The sequence below is a fragment of the Streptomyces sp. NPDC002306 genome (genome assembly GCF_053593435.1).
In genome coordinates this window covers 1-25323 of sequence record NZ_JBSFCK010000039.1, presented here as the reverse complement: position 1 = coordinate 25323, position 25323 = coordinate 1, and the positions used below count along the sequence as shown (strand labels likewise).

The 25323-nt window shown below is 69.5% G+C and carries 22 protein-coding genes; 4 read left to right on the top strand and 18 right to left on the bottom strand.

From position 1 onward, the window contains the following. Positions 1–80 precede the first annotated feature (80 nt). The gene (recQ, locus tag ACWCQK_RS35875) at positions 81–2057 is read right to left on the bottom strand and encodes a DNA helicase RecQ (protein ID WP_451162378.1); all 1977 of its coding nucleotides are present in this window, start codon (positions 2055–2057) and stop codon (positions 81–83) included. A gap of 255 nt (positions 2058–2312) precedes the next feature. Here recQ and ACWCQK_RS35870 point away from each other — a divergent pair, with 255 nt between their 5' ends. Further along, positions 2313–2849: a hypothetical protein gene (locus ACWCQK_RS35870; RefSeq protein WP_451162376.1), complete on the top strand. Its 537-nt coding sequence runs from the start codon at positions 2313–2315 to the stop codon at positions 2847–2849. Between the two features lie 63 nt (positions 2850–2912). Here ACWCQK_RS35870 and nuoN read toward each other — a convergent pair whose 3' ends face one another. Genes nuoN through ACWCQK_RS35800 form a run of 14 tightly spaced genes read right to left on the bottom strand, consistent with a single transcriptional unit; the run spans position 2913 to position 18903 of the window. Further along, positions 2913–4571 (bottom strand): NADH-quinone oxidoreductase subunit NuoN, encoded by a 1659-nt coding sequence (nuoN, locus tag ACWCQK_RS35865; RefSeq protein WP_451162374.1) that lies wholly within the window; start codon positions 4569–4571, stop codon positions 2913–2915. After that, complete coding sequence (locus ACWCQK_RS35860) at positions 4568–6139, bottom strand: NADH-quinone oxidoreductase subunit M (protein WP_451162372.1); 1572 nt, start codon at positions 6137–6139, stop codon at positions 4568–4570. The genes nuoN and ACWCQK_RS35860 overlap by 4 nt, the downstream gene beginning before the upstream one ends. Before the next feature lie 5 nt (positions 6140–6144). Further along, complete coding sequence (nuoL, locus tag ACWCQK_RS35855) at positions 6145–8058, bottom strand: NADH-quinone oxidoreductase subunit L (RefSeq protein ID WP_451162370.1); 1914 nt, start codon at positions 8056–8058, stop codon at positions 6145–6147. A 15-nt stretch (positions 8059–8073) separates the two neighbouring features. Further along, entirely contained in the window at positions 8074–8373 is a 300-nt protein-coding gene (nuoK, locus tag ACWCQK_RS35850) for an NADH-quinone oxidoreductase subunit NuoK (RefSeq protein WP_018568277.1), read from the bottom strand. Beyond that, the gene (locus ACWCQK_RS35845) at positions 8370–9212 is read right to left on the bottom strand and encodes an NADH-quinone oxidoreductase subunit J (protein ID WP_451162368.1); all 843 of its coding nucleotides are present in this window, start codon (positions 9210–9212) and stop codon (positions 8370–8372) included. The genes nuoK and ACWCQK_RS35845 overlap by 4 nt, the downstream gene beginning before the upstream one ends. Then, positions 9209–9811, bottom strand: coding sequence for an NADH-quinone oxidoreductase subunit NuoI (nuoI, locus tag ACWCQK_RS35840; RefSeq protein WP_451162366.1), 603 nt, complete (start codon positions 9809–9811; stop codon positions 9209–9211). Before nuoI ends, ACWCQK_RS35845 begins: the two co-directional genes overlap by 4 nt. Then, a complete protein-coding gene (nuoH, locus tag ACWCQK_RS35835; RefSeq protein WP_451162364.1) occupies positions 9804–11180 on the bottom strand; it encodes an NADH-quinone oxidoreductase subunit NuoH in 1377 nt (458 codons plus the stop codon). Before nuoH ends, nuoI begins: the two co-directional genes overlap by 8 nt. Then, on the bottom strand, positions 11177–13678 hold the full coding sequence (locus ACWCQK_RS35830) for an NADH-quinone oxidoreductase subunit G (protein WP_451162362.1): 2502 nt from the start codon (positions 13676–13678) through the stop codon (positions 11177–11179). The genes nuoH and ACWCQK_RS35830 overlap by 4 nt, the downstream gene beginning before the upstream one ends. Then, positions 13675–15021, bottom strand: a complete 1347-nt coding sequence (gene nuoF, locus ACWCQK_RS35825) for an NADH-quinone oxidoreductase subunit NuoF (protein ID WP_451162360.1) — start codon at positions 15019–15021, stop codon at positions 13675–13677. Before nuoF ends, ACWCQK_RS35830 begins: the two co-directional genes overlap by 4 nt. Beyond that, complete coding sequence (gene nuoE, locus ACWCQK_RS35820) at positions 15021–15893, bottom strand: NADH-quinone oxidoreductase subunit NuoE (RefSeq protein ID WP_451162358.1); 873 nt, start codon at positions 15891–15893, stop codon at positions 15021–15023. Before nuoE ends, nuoF begins: the two co-directional genes overlap by 1 nt. After that, positions 15890–17230: an NADH-quinone oxidoreductase subunit D gene (locus tag ACWCQK_RS35815; RefSeq protein ID WP_451162356.1), complete on the bottom strand. Its 1341-nt coding sequence runs from the start codon at positions 17228–17230 to the stop codon at positions 15890–15892. Before ACWCQK_RS35815 ends, nuoE begins: the two co-directional genes overlap by 4 nt. Continuing rightward, entirely contained in the window at positions 17227–17979 is a 753-nt protein-coding gene (locus ACWCQK_RS35810; protein WP_451162354.1) for an NADH-quinone oxidoreductase subunit C, read from the bottom strand. Before ACWCQK_RS35810 ends, ACWCQK_RS35815 begins: the two co-directional genes overlap by 4 nt. Beyond that, positions 17976–18530, bottom strand: a complete 555-nt coding sequence (locus ACWCQK_RS35805; RefSeq protein WP_007383964.1) for a NuoB/complex I 20 kDa subunit family protein — start codon at positions 18528–18530, stop codon at positions 17976–17978. The genes ACWCQK_RS35810 and ACWCQK_RS35805 overlap by 4 nt, the downstream gene beginning before the upstream one ends. Positions 18531–18543: 13 nt before the next feature. After that, a complete protein-coding gene (locus tag ACWCQK_RS35800; protein WP_007383963.1) occupies positions 18544–18903 on the bottom strand; it encodes an NADH-quinone oxidoreductase subunit A in 360 nt (119 codons plus the stop codon). A gap of 768 nt (positions 18904–19671) precedes the next feature. Between ACWCQK_RS35800 and ACWCQK_RS35795 the strand changes: the two genes are divergently transcribed. Beyond that, positions 19672–20484: a C40 family peptidase gene (locus ACWCQK_RS35795; protein ID WP_451162352.1), complete on the top strand. Its 813-nt coding sequence runs from the start codon at positions 19672–19674 to the stop codon at positions 20482–20484. A 530-nt stretch (positions 20485–21014) separates the two neighbouring features. Here the strand turns inward: ACWCQK_RS35795 and ACWCQK_RS35790 are convergent. Next, positions 21015–22301 (bottom strand): geranylgeranyl reductase family protein, encoded by a 1287-nt coding sequence (locus ACWCQK_RS35790; protein WP_451162350.1) that lies wholly within the window; start codon positions 22299–22301, stop codon positions 21015–21017. A gap of 97 nt (positions 22302–22398) precedes the next feature. Between ACWCQK_RS35790 and ACWCQK_RS35785 the strand changes: the two genes are divergently transcribed. Further along, positions 22399–22905, top strand: a complete 507-nt coding sequence (locus ACWCQK_RS35785) for a GNAT family N-acetyltransferase (RefSeq protein WP_451162348.1) — start codon at positions 22399–22401, stop codon at positions 22903–22905. Between the two features lie 163 nt (positions 22906–23068). Continuing rightward, the gene (locus ACWCQK_RS35780; RefSeq protein ID WP_451162346.1) at positions 23069–23380 is read left to right on the top strand and encodes a PASTA domain-containing protein; all 312 of its coding nucleotides are present in this window, start codon (positions 23069–23071) and stop codon (positions 23378–23380) included. Positions 23381–23404: 24 nt separating this feature from the next. On the opposite strand, the gene ACWCQK_RS35775 is transcribed toward ACWCQK_RS35780, so the two are convergent. Together ACWCQK_RS35775 and ACWCQK_RS35770 are read right to left on the bottom strand one after the other, a co-directional pair. After that, the gene (locus tag ACWCQK_RS35775; protein WP_451162344.1) at positions 23405–24100 is read right to left on the bottom strand and encodes a demethylmenaquinone methyltransferase; all 696 of its coding nucleotides are present in this window, start codon (positions 24098–24100) and stop codon (positions 23405–23407) included. An 80-nt stretch (positions 24101–24180) separates the two neighbouring features. Then, positions 24181–25272 carry an acyltransferase family protein gene (locus tag ACWCQK_RS35770; protein WP_451162418.1) on the bottom strand — a complete coding sequence of 364 codons (1092 nt, stop codon included), beginning with the start codon at positions 25270–25272 and terminating at the stop codon, positions 24181–24183. Positions 25273–25323 lie beyond the last annotated feature (51 nt).

Here is a 25323-nt window from a genome sequence, read left to right as displayed (position 1 = left end):
CGAGGCGGCCGCCCCGGATCGCCGGGCCACATCGCGTCGCCGAGTCACCTTTCGTCGCCGGGGCACATCCCGTCGCCGGGCTACATCCAGTCGTCAGGCTCCGGCTCGGCGTCCATCTCGGGCCAGTGGTCCGCACCCGGATCGGCGGGGGCCGCCGGGGCCGGTTCCGCCGTGGGCGTTCCGCCCAGGCCGGCCAGCACCGCGACGACACCTTCGCCATAGGTGGCCAGCTTCTTCTCGCCCACCCCGCTGATTCCGCCGAGCTGGGCCACGCTCGTGGGCCACACCGTGGCGATCTCGCGGAGCGTGGCGTCATGGAAGATGACGTACGCCGGAACGCCCTGTTCGCGGGCCTGCTCCGCACGCCAGGCGCGCAGGGCCTCGAAGGCGGGCAGCAGCGCCTCGGGCAGTTCGACGGCGGCGGCCTTGGCCTTGCGCTCGCCCCGGCCGGAGGAGGAGGTGCGCTCGGTCACCGGCTTCTTCGGTTCCTTGCGCAGCGGCACCTCCCGCTCGCGTCGCAGCACCGAACCGCTGTCCTCGGTCAGCACCAGCGTGCCGTAGTCCCCTTCGACCGCGAGCAGCCCCTGCGCCAGCAGCTGCCGCACGGCACCGCGCCACTCGCCCTCGGTCAGCTCCTCGCCGATGCCGAACACGGACAGCTGGTCGTGGTCGAACTGGATCACCTTGGCCGTGCGCCGTCCCATCAGGATGTCGACGATCTGCACGGCGCCGAACTTCTGTCCGCGCTCGCGCTGGAGCCGCACCACGGTCGACAGCACCTTCTGGGCCGCGACGGTGCCGTCCCAGGTCTCCGGCGGGACGAGGCAGGTGTCGCAGTTGCCACAGCCCGCCGGGTCCGGGTCCTGGCCGAAGTAGGCGAGAAGCTGTCCCCGGCGGCACTGGGCGGTCTCGCACAGCGCGAGCATCGAGTCCAGGTGCGCGGCGGCCCTGCGGCGGAACGCCTCGTCGCCCTCGCCGGACTGGATCAGCTTGCGCTGCTGGATGACGTCGTTGAGGCCGTACGCCATCCAGGCTGTCGAGGGGAGTCCGTCGCGGCCGGCGCGGCCCGTCTCCTGGTAGTAGCCCTCGACCGACTTGGGGAGGTCGAGGTGGGCGACGAACCGCACGTCCGGCTTGTCGATGCCCATGCCGAAGGCGATGGTCGCCACCACGATCAGCCCGTCCTCGCGCAGGAACCGCGACTGGTGCGCCGCACGTGTGCCCGCGTCGAGCCCGGCGTGGTATGGCACCGCCTCGACGCCGTTGCGGGACAGGAACTCCGCCGTCTTGTCGACCGAGTTGCGTGAGAGGCAGTACACGATGCCCGCGTCACCCGCGTGCTCCTCGCGCAGGAAGCTCAGCAGCTGCTTCTTGGGGTCCGCCTTGGGCACGATCCGGTACTGGATGTTGGGCCGGTCGAAGCTGGCCTCGAAGTGCCGGGCCGTCGGCATGTTCAGCCGCTGGGTGATCTCCTGGTGCGTGGCCCGCGTGGCCGTCGCCGTGAGCGCGATCCGCGGCACGTCCGGCCAGCGCTCGCCGAGCAGGGAGAGCGCCAGATAGTCGGGGCGGAAGTCGTGGCCCCACTGGGACACACAGTGCGCCTCGTCGATCGCGAAGGCCGCGATCTTGCCGCGGGAGAGCAGGTCCAGGGTGGAGTCGAGGCGCAGCCGCTCCGGCGCCAAATACAGCATGTCGAGCTCACCGGCCAGGAACTCGGCCTCGACCGTCCGCCGCTCGTCGAAGCCCTGCGTGGAGTTCATGAACCCGGCGCGCACCCCGAGGGCCCGCAGCGCGTCCACCTGGTCCTGCATCAGCGCGATGAGCGGGGAGACGACGACGCCTGTACCGGGTCTGACCAGGGACGGGATCTGGTAGCACAGCGACTTGCCGCCGCCGGTGGGCATGAGGACGACAGCGTCCCCGCCCGCGATCACGTGCTCGATGACCGCTTCCTGCTCGCCGCGGAAGGCCCCGTATCCGAAGACCCGGTGCAGCGTGGCCAGCGCCTCGCTGTCCGTCATGTCTGGCATCTCGGTGATCCCACCCGTCCCGCCCATCGTCCTGTCCCCCGCACGTCGTCCCTCGACCACTGCCTCCACGATAGGGGTCCGCACCGACAGCGCCGGAGTTATCCACAGGCTCGCCCCGTCTTCCGTGCTCACGTTCGGTCGTCAATCGAACGGCCCCCGTCGCCTGGCACACCTCCGACGGGCCGGGACATGCTGCTGATGCGGGACGGGGTGAGGCCCGCCTGCCCCCTGGACGGCACGCGGTACGTCTCCGCGCGCCTCCTCGCACCAAGGAGTCGCACCATGCCCCCTCGGCCTCTCAAGGCCGCCATCACGATGGCGATGGCCACGGCCTTCTCGCTGGCCGCCGTTCCCGCCCAGGCCGTGCCCGGCGACCTCGCCGACCCGTTCGCGTGGACGGACCTGACCAGGACGTACACGGCGACAGGGCGGTACGGCTACGAGCCGCTCGCCGCCGCGGGCGGCTATGCGCGCTCCGACGTCTGTCTCTCCGATCCGACGCTGGGCGCCGCGGGCCACCCCTACGTCAACCCGGACATCGCCACCCGGCCGCCGGACCCCGAGGCGCCCGCGGCGCTGATCTACACGGACGGCCCGGACGGACGGCGCAAGCTGGCAGGGGTGGAGTGGATCGTGCCGGCCGGTCCCGCCGTCACCACCCGGCCGACGCTGTTCGGCCATGAATTCCAGGGCCCGGAGAACGTCCCCGGCGTCGGGTCCGGGTACACGCTGCGCGCCTGGATCTACCAGTCGAACCCGAGCGGCCTGTTCTCCCCGTGGAACCCGACGGTGACCTGCCCGGCGGCTCCCGCCGCCTGAGCACGCGCGAGGGCCCCGGCCCCCCTCTGTGGGGACCGGGGCCCGACGCGTGAGCGCCGTGGGTCAGCGCACGAACACCCCCGCCTGGTTCGCCAGGTCCAGGAAGTACTGCGGGGCCACGCCGAGCACCAGCGTCACCGCCACGCCCACCCCGATCGCGGTCATCGTCAGCGGCGACGGCACGGCGACGGTCGGGCCGTCCGGCTGCGGCTCGCTGAAGAACATCAGCACGATCACCCGGACGTAGAAGAACGCCGCGATCGCCGACGAGATCACACCGACCACGACCAGTGGGGCCGCTCCGCCCTCCGCCGCCGCCTTGAACACCGCGAACTTCCCGGCGAACCCGGAGGTCAGCGGGATGCCCGCGAAGGCCAGCAGGAACACCGCGAACACGGCCGCCACCAGCGGCGACCTACGGCCGAGCCCGGCCCACTTGGACAGGTGCGTCGCCTCGCCGCCCGCGTCCCGGACCAGGGTGACGACCGCGAACGCTCCGATCGTCACGAACGAGTAGGCGCCCAGGTAGAAGAGCACCGAGGACACGCCGTCGGGCGTCGTCGCGATGACACCGGCGAGGATGAATCCGGCGTGCGCGATCGACGAGTACGCGAGCAGCCGCTTGATGTCGGTCTGGGTGATCGCGACGATCGCGCCGCCGAGCATCGTGATGATCGCGACGCCCCACATGACCGGCCGCCAGTCCCAGCGCAGGCCGGGCAGGATCACGTACAGCACCCGGAGCAGCGCGCCGAAGGCCGCCACCTTGGTCGCCGCCGCCATGAACCCGGTCACCGGAGTCGGCGCGCCCTGGTACACGTCCGGCGTCCACATGTGGAACGGGACGGCGCCCACCTTGAACAGCAGGCCCATGACGAGGAGCGCGGTGCCGACCAGCAGCAGCGCGTCGTTGCCCATGGTGCCGGCGAGCGCCGGGTCCACGTTCGCGATCGTGCCGTCGACGACCTGCGAGATGGTCGCGTACGACACCGAGCCGGCGTACCCGTACAGCAGGGCGATGCCGAAGAGCGTGAACGCGGAGGCGAAGGCGCCGAGCAGGAAGTACTTGACCGCGGCCTCCTGCGACATGAGCCGCTTGCGGCGGGCCAGCGCGCACAGCAGGTACAGCGGCAGCGAGAAGACCTCCAGGGCCACGAACAGCGTCAGCAGGTCGTTGGCCGAGGGGAAGACCAGCATGCCGGCGACCGCGAAGAGCAGCAGCGGGAAGACCTCGGTGGTGGTGAAACCGGCCTTCACGGCCGCCTTCTCGCTGTCGCTGCCCGGCACGGACGCGGCCTGTGCCGCGAACGAGTCGACCCGGTTGCCGTGCGCCTGCGGGTCCAGGCGCCGCTCGGCGAAGGTGAACAGGCCGACCAGGCCGGTCAGCAGGATCGTGCCCTGGAGGAACAGGGACGGCCCGTCGACCGCGATCGCTCCCATGGCCGCGATGTGCGCCTTGGTGGTGCCGTAGCCGTTGGCCGCGAGGGCGACCACGGCGGCGAAGGCGGCGATGAGCGCGACCGCGGACACGAACACTTGTGCGTAGTAACGGGACTTGCGAGGCACGAACGCCTCGACCAGCACCCCGACGATCGCGGCGCCCACGACGATCAGGGTGGGCGACAGCTGACCGTACTCGATCTTCGGTGCGCCGATCTTCGCGATCGGCTCGGCCGCGGTTGACGCGGTTGTCCACAGGCTGTGGACGGCTGTTGCGCTCACTTGGCCGCCTCCACCTCGGGCTGGGGGTCCTTCTTCTGTACGTCGGACATGGTCTGCTTGACCGCCGGGTTGACGATGTCGGTGAGGGGCTTCGGGTAGACGCCCAGGAAGATCAGCAGAACGATCAGCGGGGTGACGACCACGAGCTCACGGACCCTGAGGTCCGGCATCCCCTCGACCTCCGCCTTCACCGGGCCGGTCATCGTCCGCTGGTAGAGGACGAGGGTGTAGAGCGCGGCGAGGACGATGCCGAAGGTGGCGATGATGCCGATCACCGGATAGCGCGCGAACGTCCCGACGAGCACCAGGAACTCACTGACGAAGGGCGCCAGACCCGGCAGGGACAGCGTCGCCAGGCCGCCGATCAGGAAGGTTCCGGCGAGCACCGGGGCGACCTTCTGCACCCCGCCGTAGTCGGCGATGAGCCGGGAGCCGCGCCGGGAGATCAGGAAGCCGGCGACCAGCATCAGCGCCGCCGTCGAGATCCCGTGGTTGACCATGTAGAGCGTGGCGCCGGACTGGCCCTGGCTCGTCATCGCGAAGATGCCCATGATGATGAACCCGAAGTGCGAGATCGACGCGTACGCCACCAGCCGCTTGATGTCGCGCTGCCCGACCGCGAGCAACGCCCCGTAGACGATGCTGATCAGCGCCAGTACGAGGATGGCGGGCGTCGCCCACTTCGAGGCCTCCGGGAACAGCTGGAGGCAGAAGCGCAGCATCGCGAAGGTGCCCACCTTGTCGACGACCGCCGTGATGAGGACGGCGACCGGGGCGGTGGCCTCCCCCATGGCGTTGGGCAGCCAGGTGTGCAGCGGCCACAGCGGGGCCTTCACCGCGAAGGCGAAGAAGAAGCCCAGGAACAGCCAGCGTTCGGTGCTGGTCGCCATGTGCAGCGATCCGTCGGCCCGCGCCTGGGCGATCTCCTGGAGGCTGAAGTTTCCGGCGACCACATAGAGCCCGATCACCGCGGCCAGCATGATCAGACCGCCAACCAGGTTGTAGAGGAGGAACTTCACCGCCGCGTACGAGCGCTGCGTCGACGCCGTCTCCTCCCCGTGCTGGTGGGCACGGTCCCCGAAGCCGCCGATGAGGAAGTACATCGGGATGAGCATGGCTTCGAAGAAGATGTAGAACAGGAAGACGTCGGTGGCCTCGAAGGAGATGATCACCATCGCCTCGACGGCCAGGATCAGGGCGAAGAAGCCCTGCGTCGGACGCCAGCGGCGGCTTCCGGTCTCCAGCGGGTCGGCGTCGTGCCAGCCCGCCAGGATGATGAACGGGATGAGCAGGGCGGTCAGCGCGACGAGCACGACCCCGATGCCGTCCACGCCCAGTTCGTACCTGACGCCGAAGTCCTTGATCCAGGCGTGGGACTCGGTGAGCTGGTAGCGGTCGCCGCCCGGGTCGAAACGGACCAGGACGACGATCGCCAGCACGAGCGTGGCGAGCGAGACGAGCAGCGCCAGCGCCTTGGCCGCGTTGCGCCGGGCGGCCGGGACGGCGGCCGTGGCCACCGCCCCGACGGCCGGGAGCGCCGCCGTCACTGTCAGCAGAGGAAAGGACATCGGTATCAGACCGCCCTCATCAGCAGGGTCGCGGCGACGAGGAGTGCCGCACCGCCGAACATCGAGACCGCGTACGACCGCGCGAAGCCGTTCTGCAGTCGGCGCAGCCGTCCGGAGAGGCCGCCGACCGAGGCCGCCGTGCCGTTGACGACGCCGTCGACCAGGGTGTGGTCGACGTACACCAGGGAGCGCGTCAGGTGCTCCCCGCCGCGCACCAGGACGACGTGGTTGAAGTCGTCCTGGAGCAGGTCGCGGCGGGCGGCCCGGGTGAGCAGCGACCCTCGCGGGGCGACGACCGGGACCGGGCGGCGGCCGTACTGGGCGTACGCGACGGCGACACCGATGACGAGCACGAACATCGTGGCCAGGGTGACCGTCGTCGCGGTGAGCGGCGAGTCGCCCTCGGCGTGCCCGGTGACGGGCTCCAGCCAGTGCAGGAAGCGGTCGCCGACGCTGAACAGACCGCCCGCGAAGACCGAACCGAAGGCCAGCACGATCATCGGGATCGTCATGGTCCTGGGCGACTCGTGCGGGTGCGGCTCGTGGCCTTCGGCGTCCGGCTGCCAGCGCTTCTCGCCGAAGAACGTCATCAGCATCACGCGCGTCATGTAGTACGCCGTGATGGCCGCGCCGAGCAGGGCCGCGCCGCCGAGGATCCAGCCCTCGGTGCCGCCCTTCGCGAAGGCCGCCTCGATGATCTTGTCCTTGGAGAAGAAGCCGGACAGACCCGGGAAGCCGATGATGGCGAGGTAGCCCAGACCGAAGGTCACGAAGGTGACCGGCATGTACTTGCGGAGGCCGCCGTACTTCCTCATGTCGACCTCGTCGTTCATGCCGTGCATGACCGAACCGGCGCCGAGGAACAGCCCGGCCTTGAAGAAGCCGTGGGTCACCAGGTGCATGATCGCGAAGACGTAGCCGATGGGGCCGAGGCCCGCGGCGAGCACCATGTAGCCGATCTGCGACATGGTCGAGCCGGCCAGCGCCTTCTTGATGTCGTCCTTCGCACAACCGACGATCGCACCGAACAGGAGCGTGACGGCGCCGACGACGGTGACGACGAGCTGTGCGTCGGGGGCGCCGTTGAAGACCGCCGCCGAGCGGACGATCAGGTAGACGCCCGCTGTCACCATCGTCGCCGCGTGGATGAGGGCCGAGACCGGGGTCGGGCCCTCCATCGCGTCCCCGAGCCAGGACTGCAGCGGGACCTGGGCCGACTTGCCGCAGGCGGCCAGCAGCAGCATCAGGGCGATGGCGGTGAGCTTGCCCTCGCCCGCGCCGCCGACCAGGCCGGGCTCGGCGTGGGTGCCGAGCACCGGGCCGAAGGCGAAGGTGCCGAAGGTGGTGAACATCAGCATGATGGCGATCGACAGGCCCATGTCGCCGACCCGGTTGACCAGGAAGGCCTTCTTCGCCGCGGTCGCCGCGCTGGGCTTGTGCTGCCAGAAGCCGATGAGGAGGTACGAGGCGAGACCGACGCCCTCCCAGCCGACGTACAGCAGCAGGTAGTTGTCGGCGAGGACGAGCAGCAGCATCGCCGCGAGGAACAGGTTCAGATAGCCGAAGAAGCGGCGGCGGCGCTCGTCGTGCTCCATGTACCCGATCGAGTACAGGTGGATCAGCGAGCCGACGCCCGTGATCAGCAGCACGAACGTCATCGACAGCTGGTCGAGGCGGAACGCGACGTCCGCCTGGAATCCCTCGACCGGGATCCAGCTGAACAGGTGCTGGGTCAGCGTCCGGTCCTCGGCACCCTTGCCGAGCAGGTCGGCGAAGAGGACGACACCGAGCGCGAAGGAGACGGCCGCGAGGGCCGTGCCGATCCAGTGGCCGACGGCGTCGAGCCGCCGGCCGCCGACCAGCAGGACGGCCGCTCCGAGCAGGGGCGCCGCGATGAGCAGCGCGATCAGGTTCTCCACGATTCTTCCGACCCCTTACAGCTTCATCAGGCTGGCGTCGTCGACCGAGGCCGAGTGGCGGGAACGGAACAGCGACACGATGATCGCGAGACCCACCACGACCTCCGCGGCGGCGACGACCATCGTGAAGAAGGCGATGATCTGGCCGTCGAGATTGCCGTGCATCCGGGAGAAGACGACGAACGCGAGGTTGCAGGCGTTCAGCATGAGCTCGACGCACATGAAGACCACGATGGCGTTGCGCCGGATCAGTACGCCGGTGGCGCCGATCGTGAACAACAGAGCGGCGAGATAGAGGTAGTTGACCGGGTTCACTTCGACGCCTCCTCAGCCCGCTTGAAGGTCGTCGGCTCGACCGCGGTCCGCTCCAGGCGCTCCTGCGCGCGCTGTTCCAGCGCCCGCAGGTCGTTGAGCGCCTCGGCGGACACGTCACGGATCTGGCCGCGGTCCCGCAGCGTCTTGCTGACCGTGAGCTCGGACGGGGTGCCGTCGGGCAGCAGGCCCGCGATGTCCACGGCGTTGTGCCGGGCGTAGACACCGGGCGCCGGCAGCGGCGGCACGTGCTTGCCCTCGCGCACGCGCTGTTCGGCCAGTTCGCGCTGCGTCTTCGCCCGCTCGGTGCGCTCGCGGTGGGTGAGCACCATCGCGCCGACGGCCGCGGTGATCAGCAGGGCGCCGGTGATCTCGAAGGCGAAGACGTACTTGGTGAAGATGAGGGCGGCGAGCCCCTCCACGTTGCCGTTCGCGTTGGCCTGGCCCAGGCCGTTGAACTCGGTCAGGGAGGCGTTCCCGATGCCTGCCATGAGCAGGATGCCGAAGCCGAGACCGCTGAGGAGGGCCAGCCAGCGCTGCCCCTTGATGGTCTCCTTCAGCGAATCCGCCGCGGTGACGCCGACGAGCATCACCACGAACAGGAACAGCATCATGATCGCGCCGGTGTAGACGACGATCTGCACGACGCCGAGGAAGTAGGCGCCGTTGGCGAGGTAGAACACCGCCAGGATGATCATGGTCCCGGCGAGGCAGAGCGCGCTGTGCACGGCCTTCTTCATGAAGACGGTGCACAGGGCGCCGATCACGGCGACCGAGCCGAGGACCCAGAACTGGAAGGCCTCTCCGGTGGAGGTGGAGTAGGCGGCGAGCTGCGCGCTCATGCCCCCACCTCCTGCTCCCCGGGCTGTTCGCCCTTGGAGACGGCGACCTGGCGCTCGGTGCCGGGCGCGGCCTCGGTGACGAGTCCCCGGTAGTAGTCCTGCTCGTCCATCCCCGGGTAGATGGCGTGCGGGGTGTCCACCATGTCCTGGTCGAGACCCGCGAGCAGTTGCTCCTTGGTGTAGATCAGGTTGGCGCGGCTGGAGTCGGCCAGCTCGAACTCGTTGGTCATCGTCAACGCGCGTGTGGGGCACGCCTCGATGCACAGGCCGCACAGGATGCAGCGGGCGTAGTTGATCTGGTAGACGCGGCCGTACCGCTCGCCCGGCGAGTAGCGTTCCTCGTCCGTGTTGTCCGCGCCCTCGACGTAGATCGCGTCGGCGGGGCAGGCCCAGGCGCACAGCTCGCAGCCGACGCACTTCTCCAGGCCGTCCGGATGGCGGTTGAGCTGGTGCCGTCCGTGGAAGCGCGGAGCGGTGGTCTTCTGCTGTTCCGGGTACTGCTCGGTCAGCCGCTTCTTGAACATGGCCTTGAAGGTCACGCCGAAGCCGGCCACGGGGTTCTGGAAACCGGGCTTGGTCTCCTTGGGCTCCTCAGCCATCGGACGCCTCCTTTCCCTCACGAGATCCGCCGATCGATCCGTCACTCGCAGTATCGGACCCACCACTGACAATCAACTCCCGCTCACGGTGCGGGCGGCGCCGGGGCACCGGCGGCAGCTCCTGTCCCGGCAGCGGGGGTACGGGGAATCCGCCGGCCATCGGGTCGAAGCCGACCGGTTGTTCGGCGGGCTGCTCGGCCTTGCCGGCCTTGTCGCGGAAGATGTCGGCGACGAAGGACAGCAGCAGCAGGACGAGGACACCGCCGCCGACGTAGAGGGCGATGTCGGCGAAGTCGTAGTTCTCGTTCTTCAGGGTCCGCACGGTGGCGACGAGCATCAGCCAGGCCAGGGAGACCGGGATGAGGACCTTCCAGCCGAGCTTCATCAGCTGGTCGTAGCGGACCCGGGGCAGCGTGCCGCGCAGCCAGATGAAGCCGAACAGCAGCAGCTGCACCTTCACCACGAACCAGAGCATCGGCCACCAGCCGTGGTTCGCGCCCTCCCAGAAGGTGCTGATGGGCCACGGGGCCCGCCAGCCGCCCAGGAAGAGCGTGGTCGACACGGCCGAGACCGTCACCATGTTCACGTACTCGGCGAGCATGAACAGCGCGAACTTGATCGACGAGTACTCGGTGTTGAAGCCGCCGACCAGGTCGCCCTCGGACTCCGGCATGTCGAAGGGTGCGCGGTTGGTCTCGCCCACCATCGTCACGATGTAGATCACGAAGGAGACCGGCAGCAGCAGGATGTACCAGCGGTCGTGCTGCTGCTCGACGATCGTCGACGTGGACATCGAGCCCGAGTAGAGGAACACCGAGGCGAACGCGGCGCCCATCGCGATCTCGTACGAGATCATCTGCGCGCAGGACCGCAGACCGCCGAGGAGCGGGTAGGTGGATCCGGAGCTCCAGCCCGCCAGCACGATGCCGTAGATGCCGACCGAGGCGACCGCGAGGATGTAGAGCATCGCGATCGGAAGGTCGGTGAGCTGCATCGTGGTGCGCTGGCCGAAGATCGAGATCTCGTTGCCGGCCGGGCCGAAGGGGATCACCGCGATCGCCATGAAGGCCGGGATGGCCGCCACGATCGGCGCGAGGACGTAGACCACCTTGTCCGCGCGCTTGACGATCAGGTCTTCCTTGAGCATCAGTTTCACGCCGTCGGCGAGCGACTGGAGCATGCCCCAGGGGCCGTGCCGGTTGGGTCCGATGCGCAGCTGCATCCAGGCGACGACCTTGCGCTCCCACACGATGGAGAAGAGCACGGTCACCATCAGGAAGGCGAAGCAGAACACCGCCTTGACGACGACCAGCCACCAGGGGTCGTGGCCGAACATCGAGAGGTCTTCAGCGGCGAGATACGGCCTCATGCCTCCACCTCCTTGGGGGCTTCGGCGGGCGTCGCCGGACCGATGCGGACGAGGGCGCCGGGCAGCGACCCGGTGTCGGAGGCGACGCCGCCGCCGGTGGAGTTCAGCGGGAGCCAGACCACGCGGTCCGGCATCTCGGTTACCTCCAGGGGGAGTTCGACGGTCCCGGCCGGGCCGGTGACGGCCATGACGTCGCCGTCCTTGACGCCCGCCTCGGCGGCCGTGGCGGCCGACACACGCGCGCGTGCCGCGTGCCGTGTCCCGGCGAGCGCCTCGTCACCCTCCTGGAGGCGACCCCGGTCGAGCAGCAGTCGGTGTCCGGCGAGGACCGCCTCACCGGCGGCCGGACGCGGCAGCACGCCCGCGATACCGAGCGGATCGCCGGCCCGCGGTCCGTCCCAGGAGCCCAGCCGGTCCAGCTCCGCGCGCGCGGTACGCAGGTCCGGCAGCCCGAGGTGGACGTCCATGGCGTCGGCGAGCATCTGGAGCACGCGCGCGTCGGTGGGTGCCAGTCGTCGGGTGATCTGGTCGGGCTTGAGCGCGGCCTCGAAGAAGCGGACCCTGCCCTCCCAGTTGAGGAAGCTGCCCGCCTTCTCGGCGACCGCGGCGACCGGGAGGACGACGTCCGCGTGCTCGGTGACCTCGCTGGACCGCAGTTCCAGCGACACCAGGAAGCCCACCGCGGCCAGTGCCTCACGCGCGCGTGCCGGGTCGGGCAGGTCCGCGACCTCGACACCGGCCACCACCAGCGCCTGGAGCGCGCCGCCCGCGGCGGCCTCGACGATCTGTCCGGTGTCGCGGCCGAAGCCGTGCGGCAGTTCGGCCAGGCCCCAGACGGCCGCGACCTCGTCCCGCGCGCGCGGGTCGGTGGCCGGACGCCCACCCGGCAGCAGCGTCGGCAGCGCACCCGCCTCGACCGCGCCCCGCTCCCCCGCCCTGCGCGGGATCCAGACCAGTTGCGCGCCGGTCGCGAAGGCGGCCCGTACCGCGGCGGTCAGCCCACCGGCGACACCGGCCAGCCGCTCACCGACGGCGATCACCGCGCCCTCGGCGCGCAGTGCCTCGGCGGCCTTGGCGCCGCCGTCCTCCAGACCGAATCCGCTCGCGAGCGCGTCCAGCCACTCGGTCTCGGTACCCGGAGCCGCCGGCAGCAGCGTGCCGCCCGCCTTCTCCAGGCCGCGCGTGGCGTACGTCGCCAGCGAGAACACCCGCTGCCCGTGCTTGCGCCAGGCCTTGCGCAGCCGCAGGAAGACGCCGGGGGCCTCCTCCTCGGACTCGAAGCCGACCAGCAGGACGGCCGGCGCGTTCTCCAGCGACGTGTACGTGACGCCCGCGCCGTCGAGGTCACGGCCGCGACCGGCGACCCGGGCGGCCAGGAAGTCGGCCTCCTCGCTGCTGTGCACCCGCGCGCGGAAGTCGATGTCGTTGGTGTCGAGTGCCACGCGCGCGAACTTGCTGTACGCGTAGGCGTCCTCGGTGGTGAGGCGGCCGCCGACGAGGACACCGGACCGGGAGCGGGCCGCGGCCAGCCCCTGGGCCGCCGCTTCCAGGGCCTCCGGCCAGGACGCGGGCTCCAGGGTGCCGGCGGCGTTGCGCACCAGCGGCGTCTCGATCCGGTCGCGCTGCTGCGCGTACCGGAACGCGAACCGCCCCTTGTCGCAGATCCACTCCTCGTTGACCTCCGGGTCGGGGGCCGCGAGGCGCCGCATGACCTTGCCGCGCCGGTGGTCGGTGCGCGTGGCACAGCCGCCCGAGCAGTGCTCGCACACCGAGTGCGAGGAGACGAGGTCGAAGGGGCGGGAGCGGAAGCGATAGGCCGCCGAGGTCAGCGCGCCGACCGGGCAGATCTGGATGGTGTTGCCGGAGAAGTACGACTCGAACGGGTCGCCCTCTCCGGTGCCGACCTGCTGGAGCGCGCCCCGCTCGAGCAGCTCGATCATCGGGTCGCCCGCGACCTGGTTGGAGAAGCGGGTGCAGCGGGCGCACAGCACGCACCGCTCACGGTCCAGCAGCACCTGCGTGGAGATCGGGACGGGCTTCTCGTACGTCCGTTTCCGGCCCTCGAAGCGCGACTCGGCGTTGCCGTGCGACATCGCCTGGTTCTGCAGGGGGCACTCTCCGCCCTTGTCGCAGACGGGGCAGTCCAGCGGGTGGTTGATGAGGAGCAGCTCCATCACACCGTGCTGCGCCTTCTCGGCGGCCGGGGAGGTGAGCTGGGTCTTCACCACCATGCCGTCGGTGCACGTGATCGTGCAGGACGCCATCGGCTTGCGCTGGCCCTCGACCTCGACGATGCACTGGCGGCAGGCGCCGACCGGATCGAGGAGCGGGTGGTCGCAGAAGCGGGGGATCTCGATGCCGAGCTGTTCGGCGGCCCGGATGACCAGGGTGCCCTTGGGCACGCTGATCTCGGCGCCGTCGATGGTCAGCGAGACGAGGTCCTCCGGCGGGACCGCCGCCTCCCCCCCTCCGGAGGGAGCGCTGGTGGTCACGGTCATGCGTTCACCTCCGTACGGTCGGCCCAGGCCGTCGACCGGGCGGGGTCGAAGGGGCAGCCGCGGCCCGTGATGTGCTGCTCGTACTCCTCGCGGAAGTACTTCAGCGAGGAGAAGATCGGCGAGGCGGCACCGTCGCCGAGGGCGCAGAAGGACTTGCCGTTGATGTTGTCGGCGATGTCGTTCAGCTTGTCGAGGTCGGACAGGGCGCCCTTGCCGGCCTCGATGTCCCGCAGCAGTTGCACCAGCCAGTACGTGCCCTCGCGGCACGGCGTGCACTTGCCGCAGGACTCGTGGGCGTAGAACTCGGTCCAGCGCGTGACGGCGCGGACGACACAGGTCGTCTCGTCGAAGCACTGGAGAGCTTTTGTGCCGAGCATGGAACCCGCGGCGCCCACTCCTTCGTAATCAAGAGGGACGTCGAGGTGCTCGTCGGTGAACATCGGCGTCGAGGAGCCGCCGGGCGTCCAGAACTTCAGCCGGTGCCCCGGGCGCATCCCGCCGCTCATCTCCAGGAGCTGGCGCAGCGTGATGCCGAGCGGGGCCTCGTACTGGCCGGGGCTGGCGACATGGCCGCTGAGCGAGTAGAGCGTGAAGCCCGGGGACTTCTCGCTGCCCATCGACCTGAACCATTCCTTGCCCCGGTGCAGGATGGCGGGAACCGACGCGATCGACTCGACGTTATTCACCACAGTCGGGCATGCGTAGAGGCCCGCGACCGCAGGGAAAGGGGGACGCAGCCGCGGTTGACCACGGCGGCCTTCGAGCGAGTCGAGCAGCGCGGTCTCCTCACCGCAGATGTACGCGCCGGCCCCGGCGTGCACGGTGAGTTCGAGGTCGAGTCCGCTGCCCAGGACGTTCTCGCCCAGATAGCCGGCCGCGTAGGCCTCGCGCACGGCCTCGTGCAACCGCCGCAGTACTGGGACGACCTCACCACGCAGATAGATGAAGGCATGCGAAGACCTGATGGCATAGCACGCGATCACAATGCCCTCGATGAGGCTGTGCGGGTTCGCGAAGAGGAGCGGGATGTCCTTACAGGTTCCGGGCTCCGACTCGTCGGCGTTGACAACTAGATAATGCGGTTTTCCATCACCCTGGGGAATGAACTGCCATTTCATTCCGGTCGGGAATCCCGCGCCGCCGCGCCCACGCAGACCGGAGTCCTTGACGTACGCGATCAGCTCGTCCGGCGACATGGCGAGCGCCTTGCGGAGCCCCTCGTACCCTTCGTGCCTTCGATAGACGTCCAGCGTCCAGGACTTTTCCTCGTCCCAGAAGGCCGACAGCACGGGTGCGAGCAGCTTCTCGGGGCTCATGTCTTTCAGCTCGGGTGCCAAGGTCATCACTCCCCCTCCTCGGCGGCGGGCCCTGCCGGGTGGGCGGGGTCGGAGGCCGACGTGTCCTGCGGCGCGTCGTGCGAGCTCAGGTGCTCACCGGGCGAGGGCTCGTGCACGGCCTCGTCTTGCGGCTCGTCGTGCGGGCCGCCGTCACGCGGATGGACCACACGCGCGGGTGCGGCCTCTCCCCTGGCCAGGCGGAGTCCCACCAGCGACGCGGGTCCCGCACTGCCGCCGGCCTCGACGGCCCCTTCGCGCTCGTCGGGGAAGCCGGCCAGGATCCGCGCGGTCTCCTTGAAGGTGCACATCGGCGCCCCGCGCGTGGGCTCGACGGGCCGTCCCGCGCGCAGGTCGTCCACGAGGCGCTTGGCGCTGCCCGGGGTCTGGTTGTCGAAGAACTCCCAGTTGACCATCACGACCGGCGCGAAGTCGCAGGCCGCGTTGCACTCGATGTGCTCCAGGGTGACCTTGCCGTCGTCGGTGGTCTCGCCGTTGCCGACGCCCAGGTGCTCCTGGAGCGTCTCGAAGATCGCGTCGCCGCCCATCACCGCGCACAGCGTGTTGGTACAGACGCCCACCTGGTAGTCACCGCTCGGCCTGCGCCGGTACATCGTGTAGAAGGTCGCGACCGCGGTGACCTCGGCAGTGGTCAGATCCAGCACGTCCGCGCAGAAGCGCATGCCGGTGCGGGTGACGTGTCCCTCCTCCGACTGCACGAGATGCAGCAACGGCAGGAGGGCCGACCTGGAGTCCGGATAGCGCGCGATGATCTCGCGGGCGTCGGCCTCGAGCCGGGCGCGGACATCGTCCGGGTAGCCGGGCGCGGGCAGTTCGGGCATGCCCAGACTGACGCCCCGCTCCGAAGAACTGGTGGTCACCGGTCGACGCCTCCCATCACGGGGTCGATGGACGCGACGGCGACGATGACGTCGGCGACCTGGCCGCCCTCGCACATCGCCGCCATGGCCTGAAGGTTGGTGAAGGACGGGTCACGGAAGTGGACCCGGTAGGGACGGGTGCCTCCGTCGGACACGGCGTGCACCCCGAGCTCGCCCTTGGGCGACTCGACCGCCACGTACGCCTGTCCCGGCGGCACGCGGAAGCCCTCGGTGACGAGCTTGAAGTGGTGGATCAGGGCCTCCATGGAGGTGCCCATGATCTTCTTGATGTGGTCGAGGGAGTTACCGAGACCGTCCGGCCCCAGGGCGAGCTGGGCGGGCCAGGCGATCTTCTTGTCGGTGACCATGACCGGGCCGGGCTGGAGCCGGTCCAGACACTGCTCGACGATGGCGAGCGACTGGCGCATCTCCTCCAGCCGGATCAGGAAGCGGCCGTAGGAGTCGCAGGAGTCCGCGGTCGGGACCTCGAAGTCGTACGTCTCGTAGTCGCAGTACGGCTGCGTCTTGCGCAGGTCGTGCGGCAGGCCGGTGGAGCGCAGGATCGGGCCGGTGGCGCCGAGAGCCATGCAGCCGGCCAGGTCGAGATAGCCGACGTCCTGCATGCGGGCCTTGAAGATGGGGTTCCCGGTGGCGAGCTTGTCGTACTCCGGGAGGTTCTTCCTCATCTTCTTCATGAACTCGCGGATCTGGTCCACCGCGCCGGGCGGCAGGTCCTGGGCGAGTCCGCCGGGGCGGATGTACGCGTGGTTCATCCGCAGGCCCGTGATGAGCTCGTAGATGTCGAGAATCATTTCACGATCACGGAATCCGTAGATCATGATCGTGGTGGCGCCGAGCTCCATGCCGCCGGTGGCGATGCACACCAGGTGGGAGGACATCCGGTTCAGCTCCATCAGGAGCACCCGGATGATCTTGGCTCGCTCGGTGATCTGGTCCTCGATGCCGAGGAGCTTCTCGACGCCGAGGCAGTAGGCGGTCTCGTTGAAGAAGGACGTCAGGTAGTCCATGCGCGTGACGAAGGTGGTGCCCTGCGTCCACGTGCGGAACTCGAGGTTCTTCTCGATCCCGGTGTGCAGATAGCCGATGCCGCAGCGGGCCTCGGTGACCGTCTCGCCCTCGATCTCCAGGATGAGACGGAGCACTCCATGGGTGGACGGGTGCTGGGGACCCATGTTGACGACGATGCGTTCGTCGTCGGCCCGGGCCGCGGACTGGACGACCTCGTCCCAGTCGCCACCGGTGACCGTGTAGACGGTCCCTTCGGTGGTCTCCCGCGCCGAGGCCGCGGACTCGGCGGATGCTGGCTGCGTGCTCACGAGTACGACCTCCGCTGGTCCGGAGCCGGGATCTGGGCGCCCTTGTACTCGACGGCGATGCCGCCGAGGGGGTAGTCCTTGCGCTGCGGGTGGCCCGGCCAGTCGTCCGGCATCATGATCCGCGTCAGGGCCGGGTGACCGTCGAAGACGATCCCGAAGAAGTCGTAGGTCTCCCGCTCGTGCCAGTCGTTCGTCGGGTAGACGGAGACCAGGGACGGGATGTGCGGGTCGCCGTCCGGCGCGCTGACCTCGAGGCGGATCAGCCTGTTGTGGGTGATCGAGCGCAGGTGGTACACGGCGTGCAGCTCACGGCCCTTGTCGCTCGGGTAGTGCACCCCGCTGACGCCGGTGCACAGCTCGAAGCGCAGGGCCGGGTCGTCGCGCAGGGTGCGGGCGACGCGGACCAGATGCTCGCGTTCGATGTGGAAGGTGAGTTCGTCGCGGTCGACGATCGTGTTCCCGATCGCGTTCGCGGCGAGGAGGCCCTGCTCCTCCAGCGCGCCCTCCAGCTCGTCGGCGACCTCGTCGAACCAGCCGCCGTAGGGACGGCTCGCCGGGCCCGGGAGCCGGACCGAGCGGACCAGGCCGCCGTAGCCGGAGGTGTCGCCGCCGTTGTCGGCGCCGAACATGCCGCGCTGGACGCGGATCTCCTCACCTCCCTCACCGCGCTGGCCGGGGAGGTTGTCGGCGGCGAGGTCCTTCTCGGGGTTCACCCCGTCGGCGCCGCCGTTGCCGTTCGCGCCGCTCATCGCAGCAGCCCCTTCATCTCGATCGTGGGCAGGGCCTTGAGCGCCGCTTCCTCCGCCTCCCGGGCCGCTTCCTCGGCGTTGACGCCGAGCTTGGAGGACTGGATCTTCTGGTGGAGCTTGAGGATCGCGTCCATCAGCATCTCGGGCCGCGGCGGACAGCCGGGCAGGTAGATGTCGACGGGGACGATGTGGTCGACGCCCTGGACGATCGCGTAGTTGTTGAACATGCCGCCGGAGGAGGCGCAGACGCCCATGGAGATGACCCACTTGGGGTTCGGCATCTGGTCGTAGACCTGCCGCAGCACCGGCGCCATCTTCTGGCTCACCCGGCCGGCGACGATCATCAGGTCCGCCTGGCGTGGAGAGCCCCGGAAGACCTCCATGCCGAAGCGCGCCAGGTCGTAGCGGCCGGCACCGGTGGTCATCATCTCGATGGCGCAGCAGGCCAGGCCGAACGTGGCGGGGAAGACGGACGCCTTGCGCACCCAGCCCGCGGCCTGCTCGACGGTGGTCAGCAGGAAGCCGCTCGGCAGCTTTTCTTCGAGTCCCATGTCCTTTGGCCCCTCAGTCCCATTCCAGCCCGCCGCGCCGCCACACATACGCGTAGGCGACGAAGACGGTGAGCACGAAGAGCAGCATCTCCACGAGCCCGAACACACCCAGGGCGTCGAAGGTGACGGCCCATGGGTAGAGGAAGACGATCTCGATGTCGAAGACGATGAAGAGCATCGCCGTCAGGTAGTACTTGATGGGGAAGCGCCCGCCGCCGGCCGGCGTGGGGGTCGGCTCGATGCCGCACTCGTAGGCCTCGAGCTTGGCGCGGTTGTACCGCTTCGGACCGATCAGCGTGGCCATGACCACGGAGAAGATCGCAAAGCCTGCCCCGAGGGCTCCCAGTACGAGGATGGGCGCATACGCGTTCACCGCTCCTCGCTCCTCTCAGTCGGCACTGACTGGTGGCGGTTGCGTCAGGCCCGTGGCACCCGCCCCGGCAGCCCCGCGGGCTCCGTCGTACCGACGAAGATCGCGAACATGTGAAGCAGGTCACAAGCCCAACCGCCTCGCATCTTATGCCCGCCGGTCTGTGATCTGCGACACGGGGTATTACACAAGCTTTGTGATCTCCACCACCTGACGAAGGATCATGAAGTCGGATGAGCGGTGATCTTCATACGTGAAGCGTTCGACTGGTCACCAGAGGTGACATTTCCGCTCGTCGTCGCAGGTGAAGAGGGTCGTCTCCATATCAAGAGACTTCCCGTGCATGCAAATTGGCACCGGGCACGAACTCTTGATAGAGGTCCGCGTTCACACATCAGGGGGAGGTGCGCGGCGAGATGTGGACGCGTGCGCGCGTTCACGAGCTCACCCGGATGTGGGTCCGGGGTGAACGAGAGGTGACTCCCGCGCGGGACGCGACGGACCGAGTGACCGTTCCGTGACCTCCGCCACACTCATGAGAGTCGCATGAGAACGGGTGTTGGCCAATGGCCTCAACCGATGGTAAGTCGGGGGCAATTCGGGCGTAACAGTGAAAGCACATGATCACAGGCTTGATCACGTGTGCCCGCAATGTCCGTTACGGCGTCAATAAGGAGTGACGCGACCGGTATTGAGGGCCCCCGTTGAACAATTGTGGCGCAGCACACGTTCCTTGTAGGTATGGAGGAGCCCCTGATACCGCTTGTACCCATGTCCCACACCGCTCACATACGTAGCCACCGGAAACCCCGCCGCAACGCGTCGACCATCGCGATGCGGGCCGGAGTCGCCGGTGGCGTCCTCAGCACCCTGGCCGTCGCCGGGGCGTCCGGCGCGAACGCCGCCGAACCGGTCACGCAGACCATCGAACTCCCCGCCCTGACCGCCGACCTGGCCGCCCAGGTCGCCCAGTCCGCGGACGCCACGCAGCAGACCGCCGCGAACTATGAACTTCAGGCCGAACGCGACGCGGCCGCAGCAAACGCCGCAAAGCAGGCCAAGGCGGACCTCGCTGAGGCGAAGCTGAAGGCGCAGGCCAAGAAGAAGGCCGCCGAGACCGCCCGTAAGGCGGCCGCTGAGCGCGCCTCGCGCAACGCCGAGCGGACCACGCTCAGCGTCTCCGCGAACGCCTCCACGGGCAGCTCGTCGAGCAGCTCGTCGACGGCGACCGGTTCGGCCGCGGCCGTCATCGCGTTCGTGAAGGCCCAGATCGGCGACGCCTACGTCACCGGCGGTACCGGCCCCAACTCGTGGGACTGCTCCGGCATGGTGCAGGCCGCGTTCAAGCAGGTCGGCATCAACCTGCCGCGTGTCTCCCAGGACCAGTCGGTGGCCGGCACCCAGGTCTCGCTGAGCAACCTCCAGCCGGGCGACATCCTCTACTGGGGCAGCGCGGGCAACGCCTACCACGTGGCGGTGTACGTCGGCGACGGCATGTTCGTCGGCGCGCAGAACTCCTCCACGGGCGTCGTGGAGAAGCCGCTGTCGTACGACCCGCCGACCGGCGCGGTGCGGGTGCTCTGAGGCACGCGCACAGCCGTACGGGCTGAAGGGCCGCAGCCGCTCGGGGGCAGCGGCCCTTCCGGCACATCCGGATCCGGGAGCGAGTCCTCCCGGCAAAGACGCATGCGCCCGAATTGTCCATATCGCGTGATGTGTTGACACCCCTCGCGGGCGACAGGCCGCGTCCCGCTCCCGCGCCGCCAGGACGAGCGGAGCCGCGGACGCCGACGGAGCAAGGACCAGGGACCCCGGATGTCCGGCCGGCCGAGCAGGGGCTCGGGCTACCGACCGGACAGAAGCCGCGGATACCGGCCTACCGGACAAAGGCTCCGGAGACCGACGGACGGGGATCCGGACGCCGACCCGCCGGACACGGGCTCCGGACACAGGCCTGCCGACGTGCCGACCTGCCGGACGAAAATCCGAACGTCGGCCTACCAGCCTGCCGGACCGAGGATCCGGATGCCGACCGGACGGGGATCCGGATACCGGATATCGGATACCCGCTACCCGGGGGCTCCCGCGTCGGCGTCGGAGCCCCCGGTCCGGGGTCAGGCCTTCGGGGCCACCTTGCTGAGACCGTTGATGATGCGGTCCATCGCGTCGCCGCCGGTCGGGTCCGTGAGGTTGGCGAGGAGCTTGAGGGTGAACTTCATCAGGAGCGGGTGGCTCAGGCCCCGCTGGGCCGCGATCTTCATGACCTTCGGGTTGCCGATGAGCTTCACGAAGCCCCGGCCCAGCGTGTAGTAGCCGCCGTAGGTGTCCTTGAGGACGCGCGGGTAGTGGTGCAGGGCCGTCTCGCGCTGCGCCGGGGTCGAGCGGGCGTGGGCCTGGACGATGACCTCGGCGGCGAGCGCGCCGGACTCCATGGCGTAGGCGATGCCCTCGCCGTTGAAGGGGTTCACCAGGCCGCCGGCGTCGCCGACGAGCAGCAGGCCCTTGGTGTAGTGGGGCTGGCGGTTGAAGGCCATGGGAAGGGCCGCGCCGCGGATCGGGCCGGTCATGTTGTCCGGGGTGTATCCCCAGTCCTCGGGCATGGACGCGCACCAGGCCTTGAGGACCTCGCGCCAGTCGAGCTCCTTGAAGGAGTCCGAGGTGTTGAGGACACCCAGGCCGACGTTCGACGTACCGTCGCCCATGCCGAAGATCCAGCCGTAGCCGGGCAGCAGGCGGTCCTCGCCCGGGCCCCGGCGGTCCCACAGCTCCAGCCAGGACTCCAGGTAGTCGTCCTCGTGGCGCGGCGAGGTGAAGTACGTGCGCACCGCGACGCCCATCGGCCGGTCCTCGCGGCGGTGCAGCCCCATCGCCAGGGACAGCCGGGTCGAGTTGCCGTCGGCGGCGACGACCAGCGGGGCGCGGAAGGTGACCTCCCGCTTCTCCTCGCCGAGTTTGGCCGTCACGCCGACGATTCGGCCGGTGCGGTCGTCGAGGACCGGGCCGGAGACGTTGCAGCGCTCGTAGAGGCGCGCACCCGCCTTCTGGGCCTGGCGGGCGAGCTGTTCGTCGAAGTCGTCGCGCTTGCGGACGAGTCCGTAGTCGGGGAAGGAGGCGAGATCCGGCCAGTCGAGCTGGAGGCGGACGCCTCCGCCGATGATCCTGAGCCCCTTGTTGCGGAGCCAGCCGGCTTCCTCCGAGATGTCGATGCCCATCGCGACGAGCTGCTTGACGGCCCGCGGGGTGAGTCCGTCACCGCAGACCTTCTCGCGTGGGAACTCGGTCTTCTCCAGCAGGAGTACGTCGAGGCCGGCCTGGGCCAGGTGGTAGGCGGTGGCGGAGCCGGCTGGCCCCGCGCCCACGACGATCACATCGGCGCTGTTGTCGGAGAGGGGATCGGTCACGGCGGGAACTCCCCAAGGTTGGAAATCTCGTGCCGACCGGCACTGGACATGGGCAGTCTATTCAGCAGAATTGATCACCCGGCTGAAGGGCTGCCCAGTGAACCGAGCTCTGCCCGTAGTGCGCCTGCGTGTTCCCACCGACGAGGACGCCGTCGCCTGGCACCGGATCTTCGACGACCCGGACGTCATGGAGTTCCACGGCGGCAGATCGGCGGAGTTGTACGTCTACGAGGAACTCACCGCCCGCCAGCGCCGGCACGACGCCGAACGGGGCTTCTGTCTCTGGACGATGCTGGACGAGTCCGACCGGGCCATCGGTTTCACGGGCGCGCAGCCGTGGCCGCAGGAGTGGGGTCCGAAGGGCGAGATCGAGATCGGCTGGCGGCTCGCGCGGGAGTACTGGGGCAAGGGGTACGTGACCGCGGCCGCGCGGATGACGCTGGAGCGGGTGCGGGCGGCGGGGGTGCCGAGCGTGGTGGCGATGGTCCTCGCCCAGAATGCCCGGTCGATCGCGGTCACCCAGCGGCTGGGCATGAATCTCGCCGAGGTCTTCACGACCCCCACGTCGAACAAGGAGGGGCACTGCTACCGGCTCGACCTGTGAACCGCGCGGGTCCGATCGGGCCGTCGACAGAAGCAGGCAGTAACGCACAGTAGTCGTTGGTTACAGAAAGACATCCGACGCTTCCGGACCTCACCCCCGGGCGGTTACCCTTCCAGTACCGCTGGGGGTGACATCTGTGCGAATAACACCCAAAACGCCCGAAGTGCTCGTACCCAAGCTCGTCGGTCTGATGGCCATGGACGCACGCGAGGCCGCCATGGCCCATGGCGTGCTGCTGGCCGCGCCCGACCGGCCCGAGTTCCACCGCACCGTCGTCGACTACGTCGTACGGCAGTACCCCCCGCCCGGTGTCGAGGTGCCACGCGGCGCCGTCGTCACCGTGTGGTTCGACCTCGGCGAGGGAGAGGGCGGCGGAGGCGCCGGCGTGCGCGAGCCACGCATCCCGAACCCGTCCGGGGGAGGACTCCAGCGTGAGCTGGGCGAGCCCGGGGACGCCTTCGAGGTGACCAGGTAGACCCGAGGCGGGCCGGCCGGTCGCTCAGGCCTGCTTGAAGCCCCGGTGCAGGGCGACGATGCCGCCGCTCAGGTTCCGCCATGCCACCTTCGACCAGCCGGCTCCGCGCAGACGCTCGGCGAGCGCGGGCTGGTCGGGCCAGGCTCGGATGGACTCGGCGAGGTAGACGTAGGCGTCGGGGTTGGAGGACACCGCGCGGGCGACCGGCGGCAGGGCCCGCATCAGGTACTCGGTGTAGGCGGTCCGGAAGGGCGCCCAGGTCGGGTGGGAGAACTCGCAGATCACGACCCGGCCACCGGGCTTCGTCACCCGGTACATCTCGCGCAGGGCGGTGTCGGTCTCCTGCACGTTGCGCAGCCCGAAGGAGATCGTGACGGCGTCGAAGGTGTCGTCCTTGAAGGGCAGCCGCGTCGCGTCGCCCGCCGTGAAGGGCAGCCAGGCGTTGCGCTTCTTGCCGACCTGGAGCATGCCGAGGGAGAAGTCGCAGGGGACGACGTACGCGCCGGTGCGGGCGAAGGGCAGCGACGACGTCGCCGTACCGGCGGCCAGGTCGAGGATCTTCTGCGCCGGACGGGCGTCCACCGCCGTCGCGACCTCCTTGCGCCATCGGCGGTCCTGGCCGAGGGACAGCACGTCGTTGGTGAGGTCGTACCGTTCCGCCACGTTGTCGAACATCGAGGCGACTTCGTGCGGCTGCTTGTCCAAGGATGCGCGGGTCACGGGCTCATTGTGGCAGGAAGGGCCGGACCCGCCCGCGCCCGGCCCACCCGCGAGGTGTCACGGCAGCAGCCTCGGCCTGTTCACGGCAGCAGCCTCGGCCTCTTCTTCGCCGCCAGGTCCTCGACCCACCCGCACATCAGCACGAAGGCCGCGATCAGGACCCAGCCGACGCCGAACATGAACCACTGGCTCTCCAGCGGCAGCCACTTCTCGAACGCGGGCACGTTCCAGAACCGGTCGATCAGCGGGACCGCGAGGATCAGCGCGATCTCGTGCCACAGGTAGATCGTCACCGCGCGGGCGTTGAACACCGTCACGATCCGGTCCAGCCGCCGGAACCGGGCGAGGCCGGCGAAGTCGACCTCGAAGCGCGCCTTGCCGTACATCAGCAGCGCCACGAACCCCGCCGACCAGAAGGCCTGCGCGAGCGGGATCTCGTCCAGGTCGTAGGTGCCGAACCCGGCCCGGTGCGAGAAGGCGTACCAGCCGCCGAGCCCGAGCGCGGCGAGCGCGGGCGGCACGACCAGGGCGGGCCGCAGCCGCTGGAGCAGGCCGCCGCGGTGCGCGAAGCCGAGCAGCCAGCAGAACAGGTACGTCGCCAGGTCCCACAGGGCGCCGCCGAAGCGGCCGTCCGGCGGTGTCCAGGCGAACTGGAGGACCACGACCGGGGTGAGGGAGGCCAGCAGGACCGGCACCGGGGCGAGCCGGAACACCTTCAGCAGGAGCGGGGAGAGCAGTACGAACCAGAGGTACGTCCGCAAATACCAGAGGATCTCCCAGGCCTGCGTGCCCCCGGCGTTGCCGGGCGGGTCGCCCAGCGGCACGATCCAGTAGACGATCTCCCAGCCCGGCATCCAGCCGTGAATCAGCATCGCGAGCACCACGAACAGGCCCCAGAACCAGAACGGCGGCAGGAGCCGGCGCAACCGGCTCCTCACCACCTCGGGCGCGGGGCGCTCCAGGGACTTCGCCATCAGCGTGCCGGCCAGGCCGAACATGATCCCCATCGAGGGGAAGACCATCCCCGCCCAGGCCCAGCCGAAGGTGTGGTACGCGACCACCCGGACGAGGGCCACGGCACGAAGGGTGTCGAAGTAGCGGTCGCGACCGCCCGGCCGCCGGGACGGGGGCGCCCCCGTCCCGGCGGCCAACGCCTCGGCGACCGGCCCGATCGGAAGAGGGGCGGGGAGGGGAAGAGTGTGGGGGTAACCGGGGAGATATGG

What these genes read in the sequence shown, in the direction of transcription:
- recQ (WP_451162378.1), bottom strand. Translation starts at nt 2,057, where the DNA reads ATGGGCGGGACGGGTGGGATCACCGAGATGCCAGACATGACGGACAGC.
- ACWCQK_RS35870 (WP_451162376.1), top strand. Translation starts at nt 2,313, where the DNA reads ATGCCCCCTCGGCCTCTCAAGGCCGCCATCACGATGGCGATGGCCACG.
- ACWCQK_RS35860 (WP_451162372.1), bottom strand. Translation starts at nt 6,139, where the DNA reads ATGTCCTTTCCTCTGCTGACAGTGACGGCGGCGCTCCCGGCCGTCGGG.
- ACWCQK_RS35845 (WP_451162368.1), bottom strand. Translation starts at nt 9,212, where the DNA reads ATGAGCGCGCAGCTCGCCGCCTACTCCACCTCCACCGGAGAGGCCTTC.
- nuoI (WP_451162366.1), bottom strand. Translation starts at nt 9,811, where the DNA reads ATGGCTGAGGAGCCCAAGGAGACCAAGCCCGGTTTCCAGAACCCCGTG.
- nuoH (WP_451162364.1), bottom strand. Translation starts at nt 11,180, where the DNA reads ATGAGGCCGTATCTCGCCGCTGAAGACCTCTCGATGTTCGGCCACGAC.
- ACWCQK_RS35830 (WP_451162362.1), bottom strand. Translation starts at nt 13,678, where the DNA reads ATGACCGTGACCACCAGCGCTCCCTCCGGAGGGGGGGAGGCGGCGGTC.
- nuoF (WP_451162360.1), bottom strand. Translation starts at nt 15,021, where the DNA reads ATGACCTTGGCACCCGAGCTGAAAGACATGAGCCCCGAGAAGCTGCTC.
- ACWCQK_RS35810 (WP_451162354.1), bottom strand. Translation starts at nt 17,979, where the DNA reads ATGAGCGGCGCGAACGGCAACGGCGGCGCCGACGGGGTGAACCCCGAG.
- ACWCQK_RS35805 (WP_007383964.1), bottom strand. Translation starts at nt 18,530, where the DNA reads ATGGGACTCGAAGAAAAGCTGCCGAGCGGCTTCCTGCTGACCACCGTC.
- ACWCQK_RS35795 (WP_451162352.1), top strand. Translation starts at nt 19,672, where the DNA reads ATGTCCCACACCGCTCACATACGTAGCCACCGGAAACCCCGCCGCAAC.